The organism is Streptomyces sp. NPDC102406 (assembly GCF_044765725.1).
Lineage (GTDB): Bacteria > Actinomycetota > Actinomycetes > Streptomycetales > Streptomycetaceae > Streptomyces.
The window spans coordinates 904,352-921,210 of sequence record NZ_JBIWKP010000001.1 but is presented as its reverse complement, the minus strand read 5'-3'; the positions used below and the strand labels follow the sequence as shown (position 1 = coordinate 921,210).

The window sequence follows — 16,859 nt, the reverse complement described above, 5'->3', positions numbered from 1 at the left end:
GAATGCCAGGGCTCGTACCCCGAGAACCTAAGGATCCGTTCATGACTTCGCAGTCATCCCTTGCGACGGAAGACACTCCGCCCAGCGGCCCGCAGGGCCCCGGCGGCGGTGGCGACGGCCTTCAGGCCGGTCTCAAGAACCGCCATCTTTCCATGATCGCCATTGGCGGTGTCATCGGTGCCGGTCTGTTCGTCGGGTCAGGCTCCGGTATCGCGGCGGCAGGACCGGCCATCCTGATCTCGTACGCGCTCGTCGGCGCGATGGTCGTGATGGTGATGCGCATGCTCGGTGAGATGGCCGCCGCCCGGCCGACCTCGGGCTCCTTCTCCGCCTACGCCGACCAGGCGCTCGGGCGCTGGGCCGGGTTCTCCATCGGCTGGCTGTACTGGTTCTTCTGGGTCGTGGTGCTCGCCGTGGAGGCGACCGCCGGGGCCAAGATCCTCAACGGCTGGGTGCCGGGCGTCCCGCAGTGGGGCTGGGCGCTGATCGTGATGGTCGTGCTGACCGCCGTGAACCTGGCGGCCGTCGGCTCCTACGGCGAGTTCGAGTTCTGGTTCGCGGGGATCAAGGTCGTCGCCATCGGCGCGTTCGTGATCGTCGGTCTGCTCGCCGTCTTCGGGCTGCTGCCGGGGTCGGACAACCCGGGCAGCGGCTTCGCGCATCTGACGGATTCCGGCGGATTCTTCCCCGAGGGTCCCGGCGCGATCCTCACCGGTGTCCTGATGGTCGTCTTCTCCTTCATGGGCAGCGAGATCGTCACGCTCGCCGCCGGTGAGTCCGAGGACCCGCAGAAGGCCGTCACCCGCGCCACCAACTCGGTGATCTGGCGCATCGGCATCTTCTACCTGGGCTCCATCTTCATCGTGCTGACCCTGCTGCCGTGGAACGACGCCTCGATCGTGAAGGACGGCAGCTATGTCGCCGCGCTCAACTCGATCGGCATTCCGCACGCCGGGCAGGTCATGGACGTCATCGTGCTGACGGCCGTCCTGTCGTGCCTGAACTCCGGGCTCTACACCGCCTCCCGGATGGCCTTCTCGCTCGGGCAGCGCGGGGACGCGCCGAAGGCGTTCGCGCGGACCACGTCGCGGGGTGTGCCGCGCACCGCGATCCTCGGCTCGGTCGTCTTCGGCTTCCTCGCCGTCTGGTTCAACTACCAGTGGCCGGACACCGTCTTCGACTTCCTGCTCAACTCCTCCGGCGCCGTCGCCCTGTTCGTGTGGCTCGTCATCTGCTTCACGCAGTTGAAGATGCGCGGCATCATCCTGCGCGAGCAGCCGGAGAAGCTCGTCGTGAAGATGTGGCTGTTCCCGTACCTGACGTGGGCGACGATCGCGATGATCTCGTTCGTGCTCGTGTACATGCTGACGGACGACGCCGGGCGGGAGCAGGTGCTGCTGTCGTTGCTGGTGGCCGCGTTCGTGGTCGGGTTCTCGTTCGTGCGCGAGCGGGTGCAGCGGTCCCGCTGAGCTACGAGGTGTCACTTCCGGAGGCGGGGCCCAGCACGGTGAACGTGTTCTTCACCCTCTCGTACGTCGTACGGGCCCCGTCCTCCGCCCGGGGCTGGTACCAGGTGCCGATCTGGTAGGACTGCGCGCCCTGCTCGAAGCCGAGGAGTTCCGCGTGCCAGCGCTCGCCCTTGAGCGTGAACAGGTACTCCCAGACGACGGCGGGGCGGCCCCGGAAGGTGGTGCGTTCGAGGCGGATCTTCTCGTAGTCCTGGCCCTGGTGGGCGTCGAGTTCCGCCTTCTTCCAGGTGGCGAGGAGGTCGTCCTTGGCCAGCGCCGACTGGGCCACCAGTTCCTGGGTGCCGTCCGGGGAGGTGTAGTGCACCTCGGACGCCGTCTTCACCACGCGGTTCCAGCCGCTGGGCGGCGCCCACGCGTACCCGGCCTCGCGGCGTGAGCCGGGCGGCAGCGACCGGGGTGTCGCGGGCGGGCGCGAGGTGCCCTCGACGGTGGGCGGCCGGGACGTGGCCGTCGAGGTGCCACCACGGGCCCCCGCCCCGTCCCCGGAGGAGCCGCCGCCCGGGAGGGTGAGGACGAGGGCCACGGCGACGCCCGCGGTCAGTGCCCCGCCCGCGGCGATCAGGGCGCCCCGGCGGCGGCTCGGCCGCGCGCCGGGCTCGGGCGCCGGTTCGGGCGCCGGTTCGGGCACGGTTGCGGGCGGTGGGCCGCTCGGCGCCCCCGTCAGGGTCGGTGTCGGCGGTGGGCCGGCCGGGCGGCGCAGGCCGATGTCGAGGGTCGCGGCGGCGGGGGCCGGCGGGGTGAGGGCGCGCAGGACCTCTTCGAGGTCGGGGCGGTCCTCCGGTTCCTTCGCCAGGAGACGGGCCAGGAGCGGCCCCAACCAGCCCGCCTCCGGCGGCAGTCGGGGTTCCTCGTACAGGACGGCGTGCAGGGTCGCCAGGGTCGTGTCGCGGCTGAACGGGGAACGGCCGCCGAGCGCCGCGCACAGCGTCGTCCCCAGGGACCACAGGTCGGAGGGCGGCCCCTGCGGGTGGCCGGAGATCCGCTCGGGCGCCATGTAGTCGGGCGAGCCGATGAGCATGCCGACCATGGTGAGCGCCGTGGCGTCCTGGATCGCGGCGATGCCGAAGTCGGTGAGCATGACGCGGCGCCGCCCCGACCGTTCCAGCATGACGTTGCCGGGTTTGATGTCGCGGTGCAGGACACCGCCGGCGTGCACGGGGCGCAGCGCCTCGGCGAGACCCCGGCCGATCTCGGCGACCGGTGCCACGCCGAGCGGGCCGTCCGCGACGAGGATCTGCTCCAAAGAGCGGCCGTCGACCAGTTCCATGACGATCCACAGGCGTTCGCCCTCGTCGACCACGTCGTACACGCGCACCACGTTGGGATGGTCGATCCGGGCGGTCGCGCGGGCCTCGCGCAGGGTGCGCTCGCGGCGGGTGCGGGCGTCCTCGGGGTCGAGGCCGTCAATGCGCATCTCCTTGACGGCGACGGGCCGGTCCAGCATTTCGTCGACCGCGCGCCACACGCGCCCCATGCCGCCCTGGCCTATATGTGCGTCCAAGCGGTAGCGCGCTGCCACCACTAATCCCCGTACGCCTCCGCTGACATTCCCTGGCAATCGACTGCACCCCCGAAACACATAATCGACACTTCACGCCGTCCCAGCATAGTGCGGAGAAATCTTGTGGTACCTCTTCAAGTACTGCGAATTCGGACGCGGGCGGGGATGCACGGGAAACACCTAGGGGGACGAACATGAGTTCAAGGCGTCAGGCCAAAATCGCTGCTTCACTGCTTACCGCGACGATCTCGACCGTCATGGTCCTGCCTTTCACGGCCACCGCGGACGACGGCCCAGGTCCGGGCAGCGACAAGGGCGGCAAGGCCATGAGCGCGGCGCCCTCGGGCGTGAAACTGACCACGGGGCTCTCCGAGAAGATCTCGGTCGACAACAAGACCAGGGAAACGAATGATCTCGTCGCCAGCGTGAGCAATCAGGGCAGCAAAGGAAGCGGGAAGATCAATCTCCTCGTCGTCGGTTTCGACGGAATGGTGATCAAGGATGTGCCGGGCTGCACGGCCATCGGCACGGCCGATCTGCCGAAGGGTTCGAACAGCGGATTCACCTGCGGGACAGCCGATCTGGCGGCCGGGAAATCACGGACGTACAAGATTCTCGCCACGTTCGATCTCACCAGGACCGGGAAGATCTGTCTGCCGGTGACGACCGGGGACGGGAAGAAGACGTTGTGGCAGCAGGGGCCGGTGCCGTTCGGCACGACCAGTCCCTCGCCGAACGCGCCCGTGACACCGCTGCTGCTCGGCACGGAGAACAAGCCCGCGACGCCCGCGAGCGACCAGGGCGACGATCAGGGCGACGACCGGAAGGACCTGCCGTCGACCGGTGTCGGGGACGACGTGCTGCCGCTCGGCACGGCGGGGGCCGCGCTGCTCGCCGCGGGCGCGGCGGGCCTGTGGTGGGCGACGCGCACATCGGCGGAACGCACACGGAAAAGCTGACGGCACCTGTCAGGTTTTGCGGGGACAGTACGACCCATGACACCGCGCAACGACATCTCCGTCAGCACGTCTCCCGCCGTCCTCCGGCCGGGCGACGCCGGTTACGACGACGAACTCGCCGGATTCCAGACCGGGTTCACCCACCGGCCCGACGCGATCTACGCGGCGGCCGGACCGGAGGACGTGGTGGCCGCCGTGCGCCACGCGGCGGCCGGGGGGCTCCCGGTCGGCGTCCAGGCCACCGGCCACGGCCTGCCGGGCGACGCCGAGGGCGGGGTCCTCATCAGTACGCGCCGGATGGACGAGGTCACCGTCGACCCGGTGGCCCGCACCGCGCGGGTCGGCGCCGGAGCCCGCTGGGGCGCCGTCGCCGCGGCGGCCACCGAGCACGGCCTCGCCCCGCTCAACGGGTCGGCGCCCGGCGTCGGCGTCGTCGGCTACGTCCTCGGCGGCGGGCTGCCCGTCCTGGCTAGGGAGTTCGGCTACGCCGCCGACCACGTCACCGCCGTCGACGTGGTGACCGCCGACGGCGCGTCCCGCCACGTCACCGCCGACAGCGACCCCGGCCTGTTTGGGGGTCTGCTCGGCGGCGGCGCCAACCTCGGCGTGGTGACCGCCCTGGAGATGGGTCTCGTACCGGTGACCCGGCTGTACGGCGGTTTCCTCGCGTACGACGGACGGGCCACCGACCCCGCGGACATCCTGCGCGCCTACGCGCGGTGGACGGCGACCGTCCCGGCCACGCTCACCTCGTCGCTCGCCGCGCTCGTCTACCCGGACCTGCCGATGCTGCCGCCGCATCTGCGCGGCCAGTACGTGGTCTCGGTGCGGATCGCGTCCACCGGCAGTGCCGAGGAGGGCGAGCGTCTCGTGGCGCCGCTGCGCGCCGCGCTCGGTCCCGCCGTCACGGACACCCTGCGCGAGATGCCGTACGGCGAGAGCCCGTCGATCCACAACGACCCGGAGTTCCCGCACGCCTACTACGGGGACAGTGTGTTCCTGGACGAGCTGGACGTCGCGGCCGTCACCGGACTGTTCGCGCGGTGCGGGCCCGCCGCCGACGCGATGCACGTGGTCCAGCTCAACCATCTGGGCGGCGCCCTGTCGCGGCCCGCGCCCAACGCGGTCCCCTACCGGGACGCCGGATGGCTGGTGCGGATCCTCTCGCCGCTCGACGGCTCGTCCAAGGAGGCCGCGCGGGCGCATCAGGGGCGCGCGTTCGCCGCCGTGGCCGGGCACACCCTCGGGCGTTCCCTGAACTTCGCCTTCGGCGGCGGGGACCGCCCGGAGGGGCTGTACGACGCAGGTACCCGAAAGAGGCTCGCCGATCTGAAGGCCGCGTACGACCCGGCGAACCTCTTCCGGAGGAACTACAACCTGCGCTGAAGCCCGGCCGGTCCTACTTGTCGGCCGTGTCGGCCGTGTCGGCCTTGTCGGCGAACTTCCAGGCGGTGGGCAGCGCGCCCATCGCCAGGGCCGCCTTCAGGGCGTCACCGAGCAGGAACGGGGTGAGGCCCGCCGCGATCGCCGCCGTCAGGCTCATGCCGGTGGACAGCGCCAGGTAGGGGACGCCGACCGCGTAGATGATCGCCTCGCCGAGCAGCATGATCCCGGCGGTGCGCAGCGCGGAGCGGTCCCCGCCGCGGCGGGCCAGGGACCCCATGACGGTCGCGGCGAGCAGCATGCCGAGCACGTAGCCGAACGAGGGCATCGCGTAGCCGGAGCCGCCCTCGGCGAACCACGGCAGGCCGGCCATGCCCGCGAGCGCGTACAGGGCGATCGAGAGGAAGCCGCGGCGGGCGCCGAGCGCGGTGCCGACGAGGAGCGCGGCGAAGGTCTGGCCGGTGACGGGCACCGGGGAGCCCGGCACGGGGACGGCTATCTGCGCGGCGATGCCGGTGAGGGCGGCGCCGCCGACGACCAGCGCCGCGCTCTTGGCGACCACGGCGGCCCTGGTGCGGGAGGCGGGGAGGAGGTCGGCCAGGACCTTGCCCGGACGGGCGACTGCTGCGGCGGTACTCATGGGGACTCCGGGTTCTGGGTTCTTGAGGACCGTGAGGTCGGGCAGGGTGGGACTCCGTGACGTTATCCCAGGGCGACTGAGCCGATCACGGTCACCGCTCGACAAAGGCGGGGGCCGGGAGTTGGTGGGCTCCGTACAAAGAGGCGTCTGTACACCGCGCGGGGGGTGATGCTTCTCACTGACGAGTCGGCTGTCCGGAGCCGTTTTGCGGTGTGGGGCGCCCGGCGGGGAGACTGTAGGTTCCCGCCAATCCACCTGTGAGTCCCGAGAGCCGGCTGAACCCCTATGCACGACCGCGTCCCCACCGACGAACCCCTCTCGGGCGGCCTCAAGCAGCGCCATCTGACCATGCTCGGCCTCGGCGGCGTCATCGGCGCGGGGCTGTTCGTCGGATCGGGGGCCGGGATCGCGGTCGCCGGTCCGGGGATCGTCGTCTCGTATCTGATCGCGGGCGCGCTCGCGATGTCGGTGATGCGGATGCTCGGGGAGATGTCGGCGGCGATGCCCGTGTCCGGCTCGTTCTCGGTGCACGCGGAGCGGGCGCTCGGGCGGTGGGCCGGGTTCAGCGTGGGGTGGCTGTACTGGTTCATGCTCGTGGTCGTGCTGGCCGTCGAGGCGACGGGCGCCGCGCAGATCGCGCACGGCTGGGTGCCGGGCGTGCCGCAGTGGGCGTGGGTGCTGCTGTTCATGGTGGTCTTCACGGCGACGAACCTGGCGGCCGTGAAGAACTTCGGCGAGTTCGAGTTCTGGTTCGCGACGCTCAAGGTCGGCGCGATCGTGCTCTTCCTCGTCATCGGCACGCTGGCGATCTTCGGGGTGCTGCCCGACACGGACCCGGTCGGCCTCACCCATCTCACCGGTGACGGCGGGTTCCTGCCGCGGGGCTGGCAGGGCGTCGTCTCCGGGGTACTGGCGGTCGTCTTCGCCTTCGGTGGCCTGGAGGTCGTCACGATCGCCGCGGCGGAGTCCGACGACCCGGTGCGCTCGGTGGCGCGGGCGGTGCGCAGCGCCGTGTTCCGGATCCTCTTCTTCTACGTGGGTTCGATGCTGGTGATCGTGACGGTGCTGCCCTGGACGGTGCAGAAGGCGGGCATCAGCCCGTACGTCACCGTCCTGGACTCGCTCGGTGTCCCGTCGGCGGGCCAGATCATGAACGTCGTGGTCTTCGTGGCGCTGCTGTCGGCCCTGAACGCCAACCTCTACGGCTCGTCCCGCATGGTGTTCTCGCTCGCCGAGCGCGACGAGGCGCCGAGGGCGCTCCTCAAGGTGGCCGGCGGGGTGCCGCGCCGGGCGGTGCTCGCGTCGGTGGCGTTCGGCTTCGTCTCCGTCCTGCTCAATCTGGAGTGGCCGGACACGGTCTTCCTCTACATGCTCAACTCGGTCGGCGCCGTGCTGCTGTTCGTGTGGGCGCTGATCGCGGCGTCCCAACTGCGGCTGCGGCGGCGTCTGGAGGCCGAGGCGCCCGAGCGGCTCCGCTTGAAGATGTGGGCGTTCCCGTGGCTGACCTGGGCGGCGCTGGCCGCGATGGCGGTGGTGTTCGGGCTGATGCTGGCCGACGACACGGCCCGGCCGCAGTTGCTCTGGTCGACCGGGGCGACGGCGGCGGTGCTCGTGGTCGCGGGGGTGCGCGAGGTGCGCGCGCGGCGTGCCTGATCCGTCGCCGGGGGTGTGGCCCACAGGGGACATCCGGTCTTCACGGAAGGTGGCCCATAGAGGCCATCGGAAGCCCGGTTCTTGACGGCACCTGAGCCGTCACAGAGCATCAACGTTCACAGAACGTCGACGTCCGTATCGCAACGTGTGAGCTTCGTGTCCGTATAACGGAAACGTATTCCCACTGAGCGGTGCGTCCGCTCAGACTGTGGGCCGTTTTATGTGGGCCTCACGAGGTCGACGCTCTCTTCCCGTCTCAGCTACCGAACAGGGCAAATCCATGTCTCGGACGTCCGCGCAGCCACCCATCCAGGAGACGGCCGCGTCGCCCGGCGGCCCGCCCGTCGACGCGTCGTCGCTCTCGCCCGGTCTGAAGCAGCGCCATCTTTCCATGATCGCACTCGGTGGTGTGATCGGCGCCGGCCTCTTCGTCGGCTCCGGCACCGCCATCGCTGCCGCCGGTCCCTCGATCATCCTCGCCTACGCCATATCGGGCGCCCTCGTGATGCTCGTGATGCGCATGCTCGGCGAGATGGCGGCGGCGTACCCCGCGTCCGGTTCGTTCTCGGTCCACTCGGAGCGGGCGATCGGCCCGTGGGCCGGGTTCACGGCGGGCTGGGCGTTCTGGTTCCTGCTGTGCGTGGCGGTGGGCCTGGAGGGCATCGGCGCCGCGGGCATCGTGCACGGCTGGGTGCCGGGCGTGCCGGAGTGGGCCTGGGTGGCCCTGTTCATGCTGGTGTTCACCGGCACGAACCTGGCGGCCGTGAAGAACTTCGGCGAGTTCGAGTTCTGGTTCGCGACGCTCAAGGTCGGCGCGATCGTGCTCTTCCTCGTCATCGGCGTGCTGGCCATCTGCGGCGCCCTGCCGGACGTCGACGCCCCCGGCATGTCCAACCTCACCGGCCACGGCGGCTTCATGCCCAACGGCACGGACGGCCTGATCGTCGGCCTGCTCGCCTCCGTGTTCGCGTACGGCGGTCTGGAGACGGTCACGATCGCCGCCGCGGAGTCCGAGCACCCGGTGGAGGGTGTCGCCAAGGCGGTCCGTACGGCGATGTGGCGCATCGCCCTGTTCTACGTCGGCTCGATGGCGGTCGTCGTGGTCCTCCTGCCGTGGACCGCGAAGGAGATCCCGACCAAGGGCCCCTACGTCGCGACCCTCGACCACCTGGGCATCCCGGGCGCCGGCCAGATCATGAACGTGGTCGTCCTGGTCGCGCTCCTGTCCGCCATGAACGCCAACATCTACGGCTCCTCGCGCATGGCCGGTTCGCTGGTCGCGCGCGGCATGGGGCCGAAGGCGGTCGGCCGGATCTCGGGCGGGGTGCCGCGCGTCGCCGTCCTGCTGTCGGCGTCCTTCGGCTTCGTCTGCGTCCTGCTCAGCTACTGGCGCCCGGACGACGTCTTCGCCTGGCTGCTCAACACCATCGGCGCGATCATCCTCGTCGTCTGGTTCTTCATCGCGTTCTCGCAGCTCATCCTGCGCCGCAAGCTGGAGCGCGAGGCACCGGAGAAGCTGGTCGTGAAGATGTGGGCGTACCCGTACCTGACGGTCGCGGCGCTCCTCGCGATGGTCGTCGTCTTCGTGCTGATGGCCCGTGAGCACGACACGCGCGTGCAGCTCCTCTACACGGGCGGCCTGACGCTCGTGCTCGCGATCGTCGGCTACGTGCGCCAGCGGGCGGCCGAGAAGAAGTAGCCGCGCCCCCTCGCCCGACACACCCCCCGGAGCCTTCGCTCCGGGGGTTTACTCATGCGCTCTTGCTGTTAGCCTGCACTTGCGAATAACTTGCAATAAGCAGTCGGAGGGCACGGAGAGACATGGCCACGTACACGCTTCCTGAACTTCCGTACGACTACGCGGCGCTCGAACCGGTCATCAACCCGCAGATCATCGAGCTGCATCACGACAAGCACCACGCGGCGTACGTGAAGGGCGCGAACGACACCCTCGAACAGCTCGCGGAGGCGCGCGACAAGGAGGCGTGGGGCGCCATCAACGGCCTGGAGAAGAACCTGGCCTTCCACCTCTCCGGGCACATCCTGCACAGCATCTACTGGCACAACATGAACAGCCCCAAGGACGGTGGCGGCGGCGAGCCGCTCGCCGCCGACGGGGTCGGTGACCTGGCCGACGCGATCACCGAGTCGTTCGGCTCCTTCGCCAAGTTCAAGACCCAGCTCACCAAGGCGGCGGCGACCACGCAGGGTTCCGGCTGGGGCGTCCTCGCCTACGAGCCGCTCAGCGGCCGCCTCATCGTCGAGCAGGTCTACGACCATCAGGGCAACGTCGGCCAGGGCTCCACGCCCGTCCTGGTCTTCGACGCCTGGGAGCACGCCTTCTACCTCCAGTACAAGAACCAGAAGGTCGACTTCATCGAGGCCATGTGGCAGGTCGTCAACTGGCAGGACGTGGCCAAGCGGTACGCCGCCGCGAAGGAGCGCGTGAACGCCTTGCTGCTCGCGCCCTGACCCTCTGAAGCGTCCCGCCTCGTGATCGTCTTCTCAGCCTTCGCGCGGGCGGGCGGAAGGACGACAGACCCCCGTGAGGACGTGACTCACGGGGGTCTGTCGGCTCTGTCGGCTCTGTCGGTACGACGTCAGTCGAAGATCGGGCCCTGCGTACGCGTCCGCTTGATCTCGTAGAAGCCCGGGACCGAGGCGACGAGCAGCGTGCCGTCCCACAGCTTCGCCGCCTCCTCGCCCTTGGGGGCGGGGGTGACGACCGGGCCGAAGAACGCGATCTGGTCGCCGTCCGCGCCGGGGACCGCGATGACCGGGGTGCCGACGTCCTGGCCGACCAGGTCGATGCCCTCCTTGTGGGAGGCGCGCAGCTCGGCCTCGTAGGGCGTCTTGTCCCAGTGGTCGAGGAGGGAGGCGGGCAGGCCCACCTCCTCCAGGGCGCCGGCGACGGCCTCCTTCGTGGGGCCCTCGCCGCGGTTGTGGATACGGGTGCCGAGCGCCGTGTACAGGTCACCGAGGACCTCGGCGCCGTGCTCCTGCTGCGCGGCGATGACGACGCGGACCGGGCCCCAGGCCTGGGTGCGCATCATCTCCTGGTACTCCTCGGGGAGCTCGTCCAGGCGCGGCTCGTTCAGCACGGCGAGGCTCATCAGGTGCCAGCGGACCTTGATGTCGCGGACCTTCTCGACCTCCAGGACCCAGCGCGACGTCATCCAGGCCCAGGGGCAGAGCGGGTCGAACCAGAAGTCGACGGGGGTCTTCTCGTCCACAGTGGACATAGCTCTCCTCGGAAGTCACCGGGTGGTCTCGCCTGCGGCAACGCGAGCCGCGTCGCGCGCATTCCCGGATGTCCGCCGCAGGGGGCGCGTGCGAGGATCGTAGGCGTTCGACGGGCCTCACGAGGGCCGGGAGGACGCCCTATGAGAACGTCACGAAGGAGTGCCGCCGTGCCCGGAGAGAATCTGTCCCGCGACGAGGCCCGCGAGCGGGCGGGTCTGCTGTCCGTCGAGGGGTACGACGTCGCGCTCGACCTGCGTTCGGCGGTCGGTGAGACGGCCGGCGAGGGCCCGCGCACATTCCGCTCCGTGACCACGATCCGGTTCCGGGCGAACGAGCCGGGGACCTCGACCTTCGTCGACCTGATCGCGCCGTCGGTGACGTCGGTGTCCCTGAACGGCGAGGACCTGGACCCGGCCGCCGTGTTCGACGGCAGCCGCATCCACCTGGAGGGTCTGGCCGAGGACAACGAGCTGGTGGTCGACGCCCAGTGCGCGTACTCGCGTACGGGCGAGGGCATGCACCGCTTCGTCGACCCGGAGGACGGCGAGGTCTACCTCTACACGCAGTACGAGCCCGCCGACGCGCGGCGTGTCTTCGCCAACTTCGAGCAGCCCGACCTGAAGGCGCCCTACCGGTTCAGCGCGCAGGCGCCCGAGGGCTGGACGGTCTGGTCGAACGGCGTCGGCGAACTGGCCGACGGTGTCTGGCAGTTCGCGGAGACCAAGCCGATCTCGACGTACATCACCGCCGTCGTGGCCGGCCCGTACCACTATGTGACCGACAGCTACGAGCGGGTCCTGGAGGACGGGACCAAGCTCGTCGTGCCGCTGGGCGCCATGTGCCGCAAGGGTCTCGCGCCGTACTTCGACGCCGACGACGTCTTCCTCGTCACCAAGCAGGGGCTCGACTTCTTCCACGAGCACTTCGACTACCCGTACCCCTTCGGCAAGTACGACCAGGCGTTCGTGCCCGAGTACAACCTCGGCGCCATGGAGAACCCGGGCATGGTCACGTTCCGCGAGGAGTTCATCTTCCGCGGCAAGGTCACGCAGGCGTCGTACGAGCGCCGGGCCAACGTGATCCTGCACGAGATGGCCCACATGTGGTTCGGCGACCTCGTGACCATGCGGTGGTGGGACGACCTGTGGCTGAAGGAGTCCTTCGCGGACTTCATGGGCGCCTTCTCGATGGTGGAGGCGACGCGGTTCACCAACGGGTGGATCACCTTCGCCAACAACCGCAAGTCGTGGGCGTACCGCGCCGACCAGCTCCCGAGCACGCACCCGATCACCGCCGACATCCGGGACCTGGAGGACGCGAAGCTCAACTTCGACGGCATCACCTACGCCAAGGGCGCGAGCGTCCTCAAGCAGCTCGTCGCCTACGTGGGACGGGACGCGTTCCTGGAGGGCGCGCGCCGCTACTTCAAGCGGCACGCGTACGGCAACACGCGCCTCGGTGATCTGCTGTCGGTCCTGGAGGAGACCAGCGGGCGCGACATGGCGACGTGGTCGCGGTCCTGGCTCCAGACGGCCGGCGTCAACTCCCTCACCCCGCAGACCCTGCTGAACGCCGAGGGCCGGATCACCGAGCTGGCCGTGCTCCAGGAGGCCGCCGAGTCCCACCCGGAGCTGCGTCCGCACCGCGTCGCGGTCGGCCTGTACCGGCGCACGCCCGAGGGCGCCCTCGAACGGTACGCGCGCGCCGAGGTCGATGTGGAGGGGCCGCGGACCGTGGTCGCCGAGCTGGCCGGGGCCGAGGCGCCGGAGCTGGTGCTCGTCAACGACGACGACCTGACGTACTGCAAGATCCGGTTCGACGAGACCTCCCTCGCGACGCTGCGGGACCAGCTCGGCGACCTGTCCGACCCGCTGGCCCGCGCGCTGTGCTGGACCGCGCTGTGGAACCTGACGCGGGACGCGCTCATGCCGGCCCGGGACTTCGTGGACCTGGTGCTGCGGTTCGCGGGCCGCGAGTCGGACATCGGGGTCCTCCAGATGCTGCACGCGTGGGCCCGGTCCGCGGTGACGCACTACGCGGCGCCCGAGTGGCGCGAGGAGGGCGGGCGGCTGCTCGCCGAGGGCGCGCTGCGGGAGCTGCGGATCGCCGAGCCCGGCAGCCAGCACCAGCTCACGTGGGCGCGGTTCTTCACGTCGGTCGCCTCAGGGCCTGCCGATCTGCAGTTGCTCCAGGGCCTGTTGGCAGGCACCGCGAAGATCGACGGCCTGGCGGTCGACCAGGAGCTGCGCTGGGCGTTTTTGGACACGCTCGCCGCGTACGGCGCGGCCGACGAGAGCGTGCTCGGCGCGGAGCTGGCGCGGGACGACACCGCGTCCGGCAAGCGGCACCAGGTGCGGTGTCTGGCGGCCCGGCCGTCACAGGCCGTGAAGGCGCAGGCGTGGGCGCAGGTCGTGGAGTCCGACGCGCTGTCGAACGCGCTGGTGGAGGCGGTGATCGCCGGGTTCCAGCAGCCGTCGCAGCGGGAGCTCACGGCGCCGTACGCGCAGAAGTACTTCGCGGCGATCGAGCGCGTCTGGGAGGAGCGGTCCATCCAGATCGGCATGGACGTGGTGCGGGGGCTGTTCCCCTCGCTCCAGGATTCGCCCGGGACGCTGGAGCTGACCGACGCGTGGCTGGCGGCGCACGAGGGGGCGGCTCCCGCGCTGCGGCGGCTCGTCCTGGAGGCCAGGGACGATCTGGCGCGGGCGCTGCGCGGACAGGCGTGCGACGCCGCCACGATGGGGTGACGGGGGCGGACGGGGCGGGTGTTACGGAATGTGTGGAGGACCGGCCGTAACCCCTGCGCGGCCTGGTCTTTTCGGCAGGCGGCGGACCGGACTTTAGGGCAGCCTTGTCCGGTTTTGTCGACGGGACTGTAACAGCGGTTAGCGGAGGTGTTCCGGGCGGGAATGCCCGGAACATGAACCACAACACCCCGGCTCCCCTGTCCCCCCGTCCCCTCCGCCACCTCGTCGAGTCCCAGCGGCGCGTCATGAGCGGCGCGCAGTTGAAGGCGCACGGGGTCACCGCCGCCGCGGCGCAGGAGCAGTGCCGCCCCGGCGGGCCCTGGCAGCGGGTCCTGCCCGGGGTGTTCCTGCTCCATCCGGGGCCGCCGACCGGCGAGGAGCGGTTGCACGCGGCGTTGTTGTACGCGGGCCGGCCCCGGGACGGGCGGCCCCGGACGGACGGTGTACCGGCGCAGCCCGCCGCCGGCGACGCGCACGGCGTGCCCGTCGTGCCGTACGCGGACGCCATGGTCACGGGGGCGGCGGCCCTCGCGCTGCACGGCTTCGACTCCGCTCCCCCACTGCTCTCGCTCGACCATGTCGACGTCCTCGTGCCGCGCACCCGGCGGCTGCGGTCGACGGAGTTCGCGCGGCTCGTCCGCACGACGGCCATGCCGGTGCCCGTGCAGGTGTCGGGGGTTCCGGCGGCGCCGGTGGAGCGGGCCCTCGCGGACGCGATCGGGCAGCTCTCCGACGCGGCGGCCGTACGCCGGCTGCTGACCGAGGCGGTACGCGGCGGGCACTGCGAACCCGCCTCCGTGGTAAGGGAGTTGACGCGGGCCCGGCTGCTGTCCCGGCCGCACGTGGTGGACGCCGTGGACTCGCTGCTCGCGGAGGGGCGGGCGATCGCCGAGGACCGGCTGTTCGCGATGGTGCGCGAGTACGGGCTGCCCGCCCCGCTGTGGAACGTGGACCTGCGGCTGCCCGGCGGCCCGCACCTCGGCGGTGTCGACGCGTACTGGCCCGACCACGCGGTGGCCGTGGAGCTGGACACCCGGACGCCGCGGCAGACCGATGAGGGCCTCGCGGTGTGGAGCGAGTACGCCGGTAAGCGCGAGCACCTGGAGCGGCTGGGCATCACCGTCGTGCACCTCACGCCGCGGAAGCTGCGCGAGGCGCTGGAGCAGCAGGCCGCCGTGGTGCGCACGGCGCTGATGGCCTCCGGCGACCGGGAGCCCGCGGCGTACGTCGTGGTGCTGCCCCGCTAGAGATCAGTCAGCCCTTGCGCAGGACGAGTTCGGTGTTGCGGTCGCCGGGGGTGCCGGAGAGCGTGGCGCGGGCGCCGGGGGCGTTGCGGGAGAGTTCGCGGTAGAGGGCGGCGAGGCCCGTCTGGCTGAGGTCGGTGTAGTCCGTGCGGTGCGGGGCGGACGACTCGATGAGGGTGGTGAACAGGGAGAGCGTGCCGTCGTGGTTGTCGGCGATCTCGATGATGCGCGCCAGTTGGGGGAAGTCGACGTGGGAGGCGGTGGAGATCTCCCAGTAGCCGCCGGTGCCGTGCTCACCGGGGTGGGGGGTGATGGCGTTCTTGTGGCTGTGGCCGTTGATCCAGGCGAGGACCGGGCGGTGGCGGGCGAGGAGGGCGGCGAGTTCCGTACCGCCGTGGCGCCGCTCGCCGGGGTTGCGGGGGTCCTCGCGCAGGTTGCGCATCGAGGCGCTGGTGTGGTGCGAGAAGACGATCACGTGGTCGCCGCGCTTCTCGGCCGCCGTCAACTGTGCGGCCAGCCAGCGGAGTTGGCCGGTGCCGATCGAGCCCTGGTAGTGGCCGCCGGGGTCGGTCGTGTCGAGACTGATGCCGAGGATGTCGCCCGAGACCCGGAACGCGTAGTACTGGGTGCCCTCGGCGAGGTTGGCCCGCGTGTAGCCGTGGCCGACGGGGCCCGGGCCCGTGTGGGCCGGGTCGAGGTGGGCCGCGACGTACTCGGCGGGGGTGAAGGGGGCGCGGGACTCGTCCGGGGTGACGGAGCGCATGGCGCGGGCGTGGGTGGTCAGGAGGTCTTTGAAGGCGGCGCCCTCGGGGTCGCCGCCCTGCTCCACGTTGTCCCAGATCGGCTTGGCCTCGGCGGCGGGCAGTTCCATCAGCTTGCGACCGCCCACGGCGAACTCGGCGAAGAACGGGTCGCCGGGCGCGTAGCAGCCGCCGGGCAGCGAGTCGTGGTTGCCGACGGTCGAGTACCAGGGGAGGTTCAGGCCCGGGCTGCGCACCTCGGCGAGGGCCGCTTCGAGGAAGCCGGGGATGCGGGGGAAGCCGTGGCGCCGCTTGTCGGCGTCGCGCAGGTCCGCGTCGGGGTGCCAGTAGAGCGGGAGCCCGCTGTTCTGGACGCCTTCGTAGTGGCGCGGGTCGCCGGTGTTGGGGGTGATGCGTCCGCCGCTCATCGCCGTCAGGAACCAGCCGAGCTCCGAGCGGGCGTTGTTGTCCGTGTTGTCGCCGGTCGTCATGACGAAGTGCAGCGGGGACGCGGTGACGGGGGCGCCCCGCAGCGCGTTGACCCGCTCGACAAGGGCGACCGCGCCGGCCACCGAGAGCGCTTCCTGCGGGCGCCAGGCGCTGGCCGTCTGGGAGCGCAGGTACTCGTAGCGCAGCGGGTGTTGTACGTCGACGAGGTGCAGGTCGGTGAATTGGACGAAGGCGGCGAGCGCGGCGCGGCGGACCTCGCGGCCCGCGCGGGGCGCCCGCAGGTCGGAGCGGACGACGCGCGGCCAGGCCGGTCCGTCGCCGAGGCGGCGGTAGCCGGCGCCGGTCGCGGCGGTGGCGACCGAGGCGAGGGTGGTGCCGCGTGTGTAGGGGGTGAGCGGGGCTGCGGGGCCCTCGCGGGAGGAGAGGCGGGGGGCGGGCGCGGGTCCCGCGGCGGCGGTGGAGCCGCCGGGTCCGAGGGCGTAGCCGAGACCGGCGGTCAGGGTCGCCGCGCCGGTGGCGGCGAGGAGCGTACGGCGGTCGAGTGCGGCGGCTTTGGTGACGGAGCGTGTGCGTGACATGGCGCGGTCTCCCCGAGTGCGAACGCGTCGACAGTGACCGCGGGCCGGACGGCACCGGGGGCCGGGCCGGACTTCCCGCTCGTACTGGATCGTCGGCAGCGGGGATGGCCTGGGCGTGAACGGCGACGCAACGTGCGACGCCGATCGCCGTACGTGGATCACCGCGCGGCGCCGGGGAGGGCGCCTTGTCAT

At 71.1% G+C, this 16,859-nt stretch carries 12 protein-coding genes; 8 read left to right on the top strand and 4 right to left on the bottom strand.

Annotated elements, in window-relative coordinates:
• The first annotated feature begins 41 nt into the window (after nt 1–41).
• Entirely contained in the window at nt 42–1,469 is a 1,428-nt protein-coding gene (locus ACIRF8_RS04290; RefSeq protein WP_404210677.1) for an amino acid permease, read from the top strand.
• A gap of 1 nt (nt 1,470) precedes the next feature.
• Here the strand turns inward: ACIRF8_RS04290 and ACIRF8_RS04285 are convergent, their stop codons facing one another.
• Nucleotides 1,471–3,003, bottom strand: coding sequence for a serine/threonine-protein kinase (locus ACIRF8_RS04285; RefSeq protein WP_404212271.1), 1,533 nt, complete (start codon nt 3,001–3,003; stop codon nt 1,471–1,473).
• A 221-nt stretch (nt 3,004–3,224) separates the two neighbouring features.
• On the opposite strand from ACIRF8_RS04285, the gene ACIRF8_RS04280 reads away from it, so the two are divergent.
• Nucleotides 3,225–3,989: a hypothetical protein gene (locus ACIRF8_RS04280; RefSeq protein WP_404210675.1), complete on the top strand. Its 765-nt coding sequence runs from the start codon at nt 3,225–3,227 to the stop codon at nt 3,987–3,989.
• 36 nt (nt 3,990–4,025) lie between these two features.
• Nucleotides 4,026–5,375, top strand: a complete 1,350-nt coding sequence (locus ACIRF8_RS04275; protein ID WP_404210673.1) for an FAD-binding oxidoreductase — start codon at nt 4,026–4,028, stop codon at nt 5,373–5,375.
• A 13-nt stretch (nt 5,376–5,388) separates the two neighbouring features.
• On the opposite strand, the gene ACIRF8_RS04270 is transcribed toward ACIRF8_RS04275, so the two are convergent.
• Nucleotides 5,389–6,012 carry a biotin transporter BioY gene (locus ACIRF8_RS04270; RefSeq protein WP_404210671.1) on the bottom strand — a complete coding sequence of 208 codons (624 nt, stop codon included), beginning with the start codon at nt 6,010–6,012 and terminating at the stop codon, nt 5,389–5,391.
• 285 nt (nt 6,013–6,297) lie between these two features.
• On the opposite strand from ACIRF8_RS04270, the gene ACIRF8_RS04265 reads away from it, so the two are divergent.
• The 3 genes from ACIRF8_RS04265 to ACIRF8_RS04255 all read left to right on the top strand — a co-directional run bounded on the left by ACIRF8_RS04265 (nt 6,298) and on the right by ACIRF8_RS04255 (nt 10,137).
• Complete coding sequence (locus ACIRF8_RS04265) at nt 6,298–7,665, top strand: amino acid permease (RefSeq protein ID WP_404210669.1); 1,368 nt, start codon at nt 6,298–6,300, stop codon at nt 7,663–7,665.
• Between the two features lie 280 nt (nt 7,666–7,945).
• Nucleotides 7,946–9,364, top strand: coding sequence for an amino acid permease (locus tag ACIRF8_RS04260; protein ID WP_404210667.1), 1,419 nt, complete (start codon nt 7,946–7,948; stop codon nt 9,362–9,364).
• A gap of 122 nt (nt 9,365–9,486) precedes the next feature.
• Nucleotides 9,487–10,137, top strand: coding sequence for a superoxide dismutase (locus ACIRF8_RS04255; protein ID WP_404210665.1), 651 nt, complete (start codon nt 9,487–9,489; stop codon nt 10,135–10,137).
• Nucleotides 10,138–10,265: 128 nt separating this feature from the next.
• Here ACIRF8_RS04255 and ACIRF8_RS04250 read toward each other — a convergent pair whose 3' ends face one another.
• On the bottom strand, nt 10,266–10,907 hold the full coding sequence (locus tag ACIRF8_RS04250) for a DsbA family protein (protein ID WP_404210663.1): 642 nt from the start codon (nt 10,905–10,907) through the stop codon (nt 10,266–10,268).
• A gap of 168 nt (nt 10,908–11,075) precedes the next feature.
• Between ACIRF8_RS04250 and pepN the strand changes: the two genes are divergently transcribed.
• Entirely contained in the window at nt 11,076–13,655 is a 2,580-nt protein-coding gene (gene pepN, locus ACIRF8_RS04245; protein WP_404210661.1) for an aminopeptidase N, read from the top strand.
• Between the two features lie 173 nt (nt 13,656–13,828).
• A complete protein-coding gene (locus tag ACIRF8_RS04240; protein WP_404210659.1) occupies nt 13,829–14,902 on the top strand; it encodes a hypothetical protein in 1,074 nt (357 codons plus the stop codon).
• 7 nt (nt 14,903–14,909) lie between these two features.
• On the opposite strand, the gene ACIRF8_RS04235 is transcribed toward ACIRF8_RS04240, so the two are convergent.
• On the bottom strand, nt 14,910–16,667 hold the full coding sequence (locus ACIRF8_RS04235) for a TIGR03767 family metallophosphoesterase (protein ID WP_404210657.1): 1,758 nt from the start codon (nt 16,665–16,667) through the stop codon (nt 14,910–14,912).
• Nucleotides 16,668–16,859: the final 192 nt, after the last annotated feature.

What these genes read in the sequence shown, in the direction of transcription:
- ACIRF8_RS04255 (WP_404210665.1), top strand. Translation starts at nt 9,487, where the DNA reads ATGGCCACGTACACGCTTCCTGAACTTCCGTACGACTACGCGGCGCTC.
- ACIRF8_RS04275 (WP_404210673.1), top strand. Translation starts at nt 4,026, where the DNA reads ATGACACCGCGCAACGACATCTCCGTCAGCACGTCTCCCGCCGTCCTC.
- ACIRF8_RS04265 (WP_404210669.1), top strand. Translation starts at nt 6,298, where the DNA reads ATGCACGACCGCGTCCCCACCGACGAACCCCTCTCGGGCGGCCTCAAG.
- ACIRF8_RS04260 (WP_404210667.1), top strand. Translation starts at nt 7,946, where the DNA reads ATGTCTCGGACGTCCGCGCAGCCACCCATCCAGGAGACGGCCGCGTCG.
- ACIRF8_RS04240 (WP_404210659.1), top strand. Translation starts at nt 13,829, where the DNA reads ATGAACCACAACACCCCGGCTCCCCTGTCCCCCCGTCCCCTCCGCCAC.
- ACIRF8_RS04235 (WP_404210657.1), bottom strand. Translation starts at nt 16,667, where the DNA reads ATGTCACGCACACGCTCCGTCACCAAAGCCGCCGCACTCGACCGCCGT.
- ACIRF8_RS04280 (WP_404210675.1), top strand. Translation starts at nt 3,225, where the DNA reads ATGAGTTCAAGGCGTCAGGCCAAAATCGCTGCTTCACTGCTTACCGCG.
- ACIRF8_RS04250 (WP_404210663.1), bottom strand. Translation starts at nt 10,907, where the DNA reads ATGTCCACTGTGGACGAGAAGACCCCCGTCGACTTCTGGTTCGACCCG.
- ACIRF8_RS04290 (WP_404210677.1), top strand. Translation starts at nt 42, where the DNA reads ATGACTTCGCAGTCATCCCTTGCGACGGAAGACACTCCGCCCAGCGGC.
- ACIRF8_RS04285 (WP_404212271.1), bottom strand. Translation starts at nt 3,003, where the DNA reads ATGGGGCGCGTGTGGCGCGCGGTCGACGAAATGCTGGACCGGCCCGTC.
- ACIRF8_RS04270 (WP_404210671.1), bottom strand. Translation starts at nt 6,012, where the DNA reads ATGAGTACCGCCGCAGCAGTCGCCCGTCCGGGCAAGGTCCTGGCCGAC.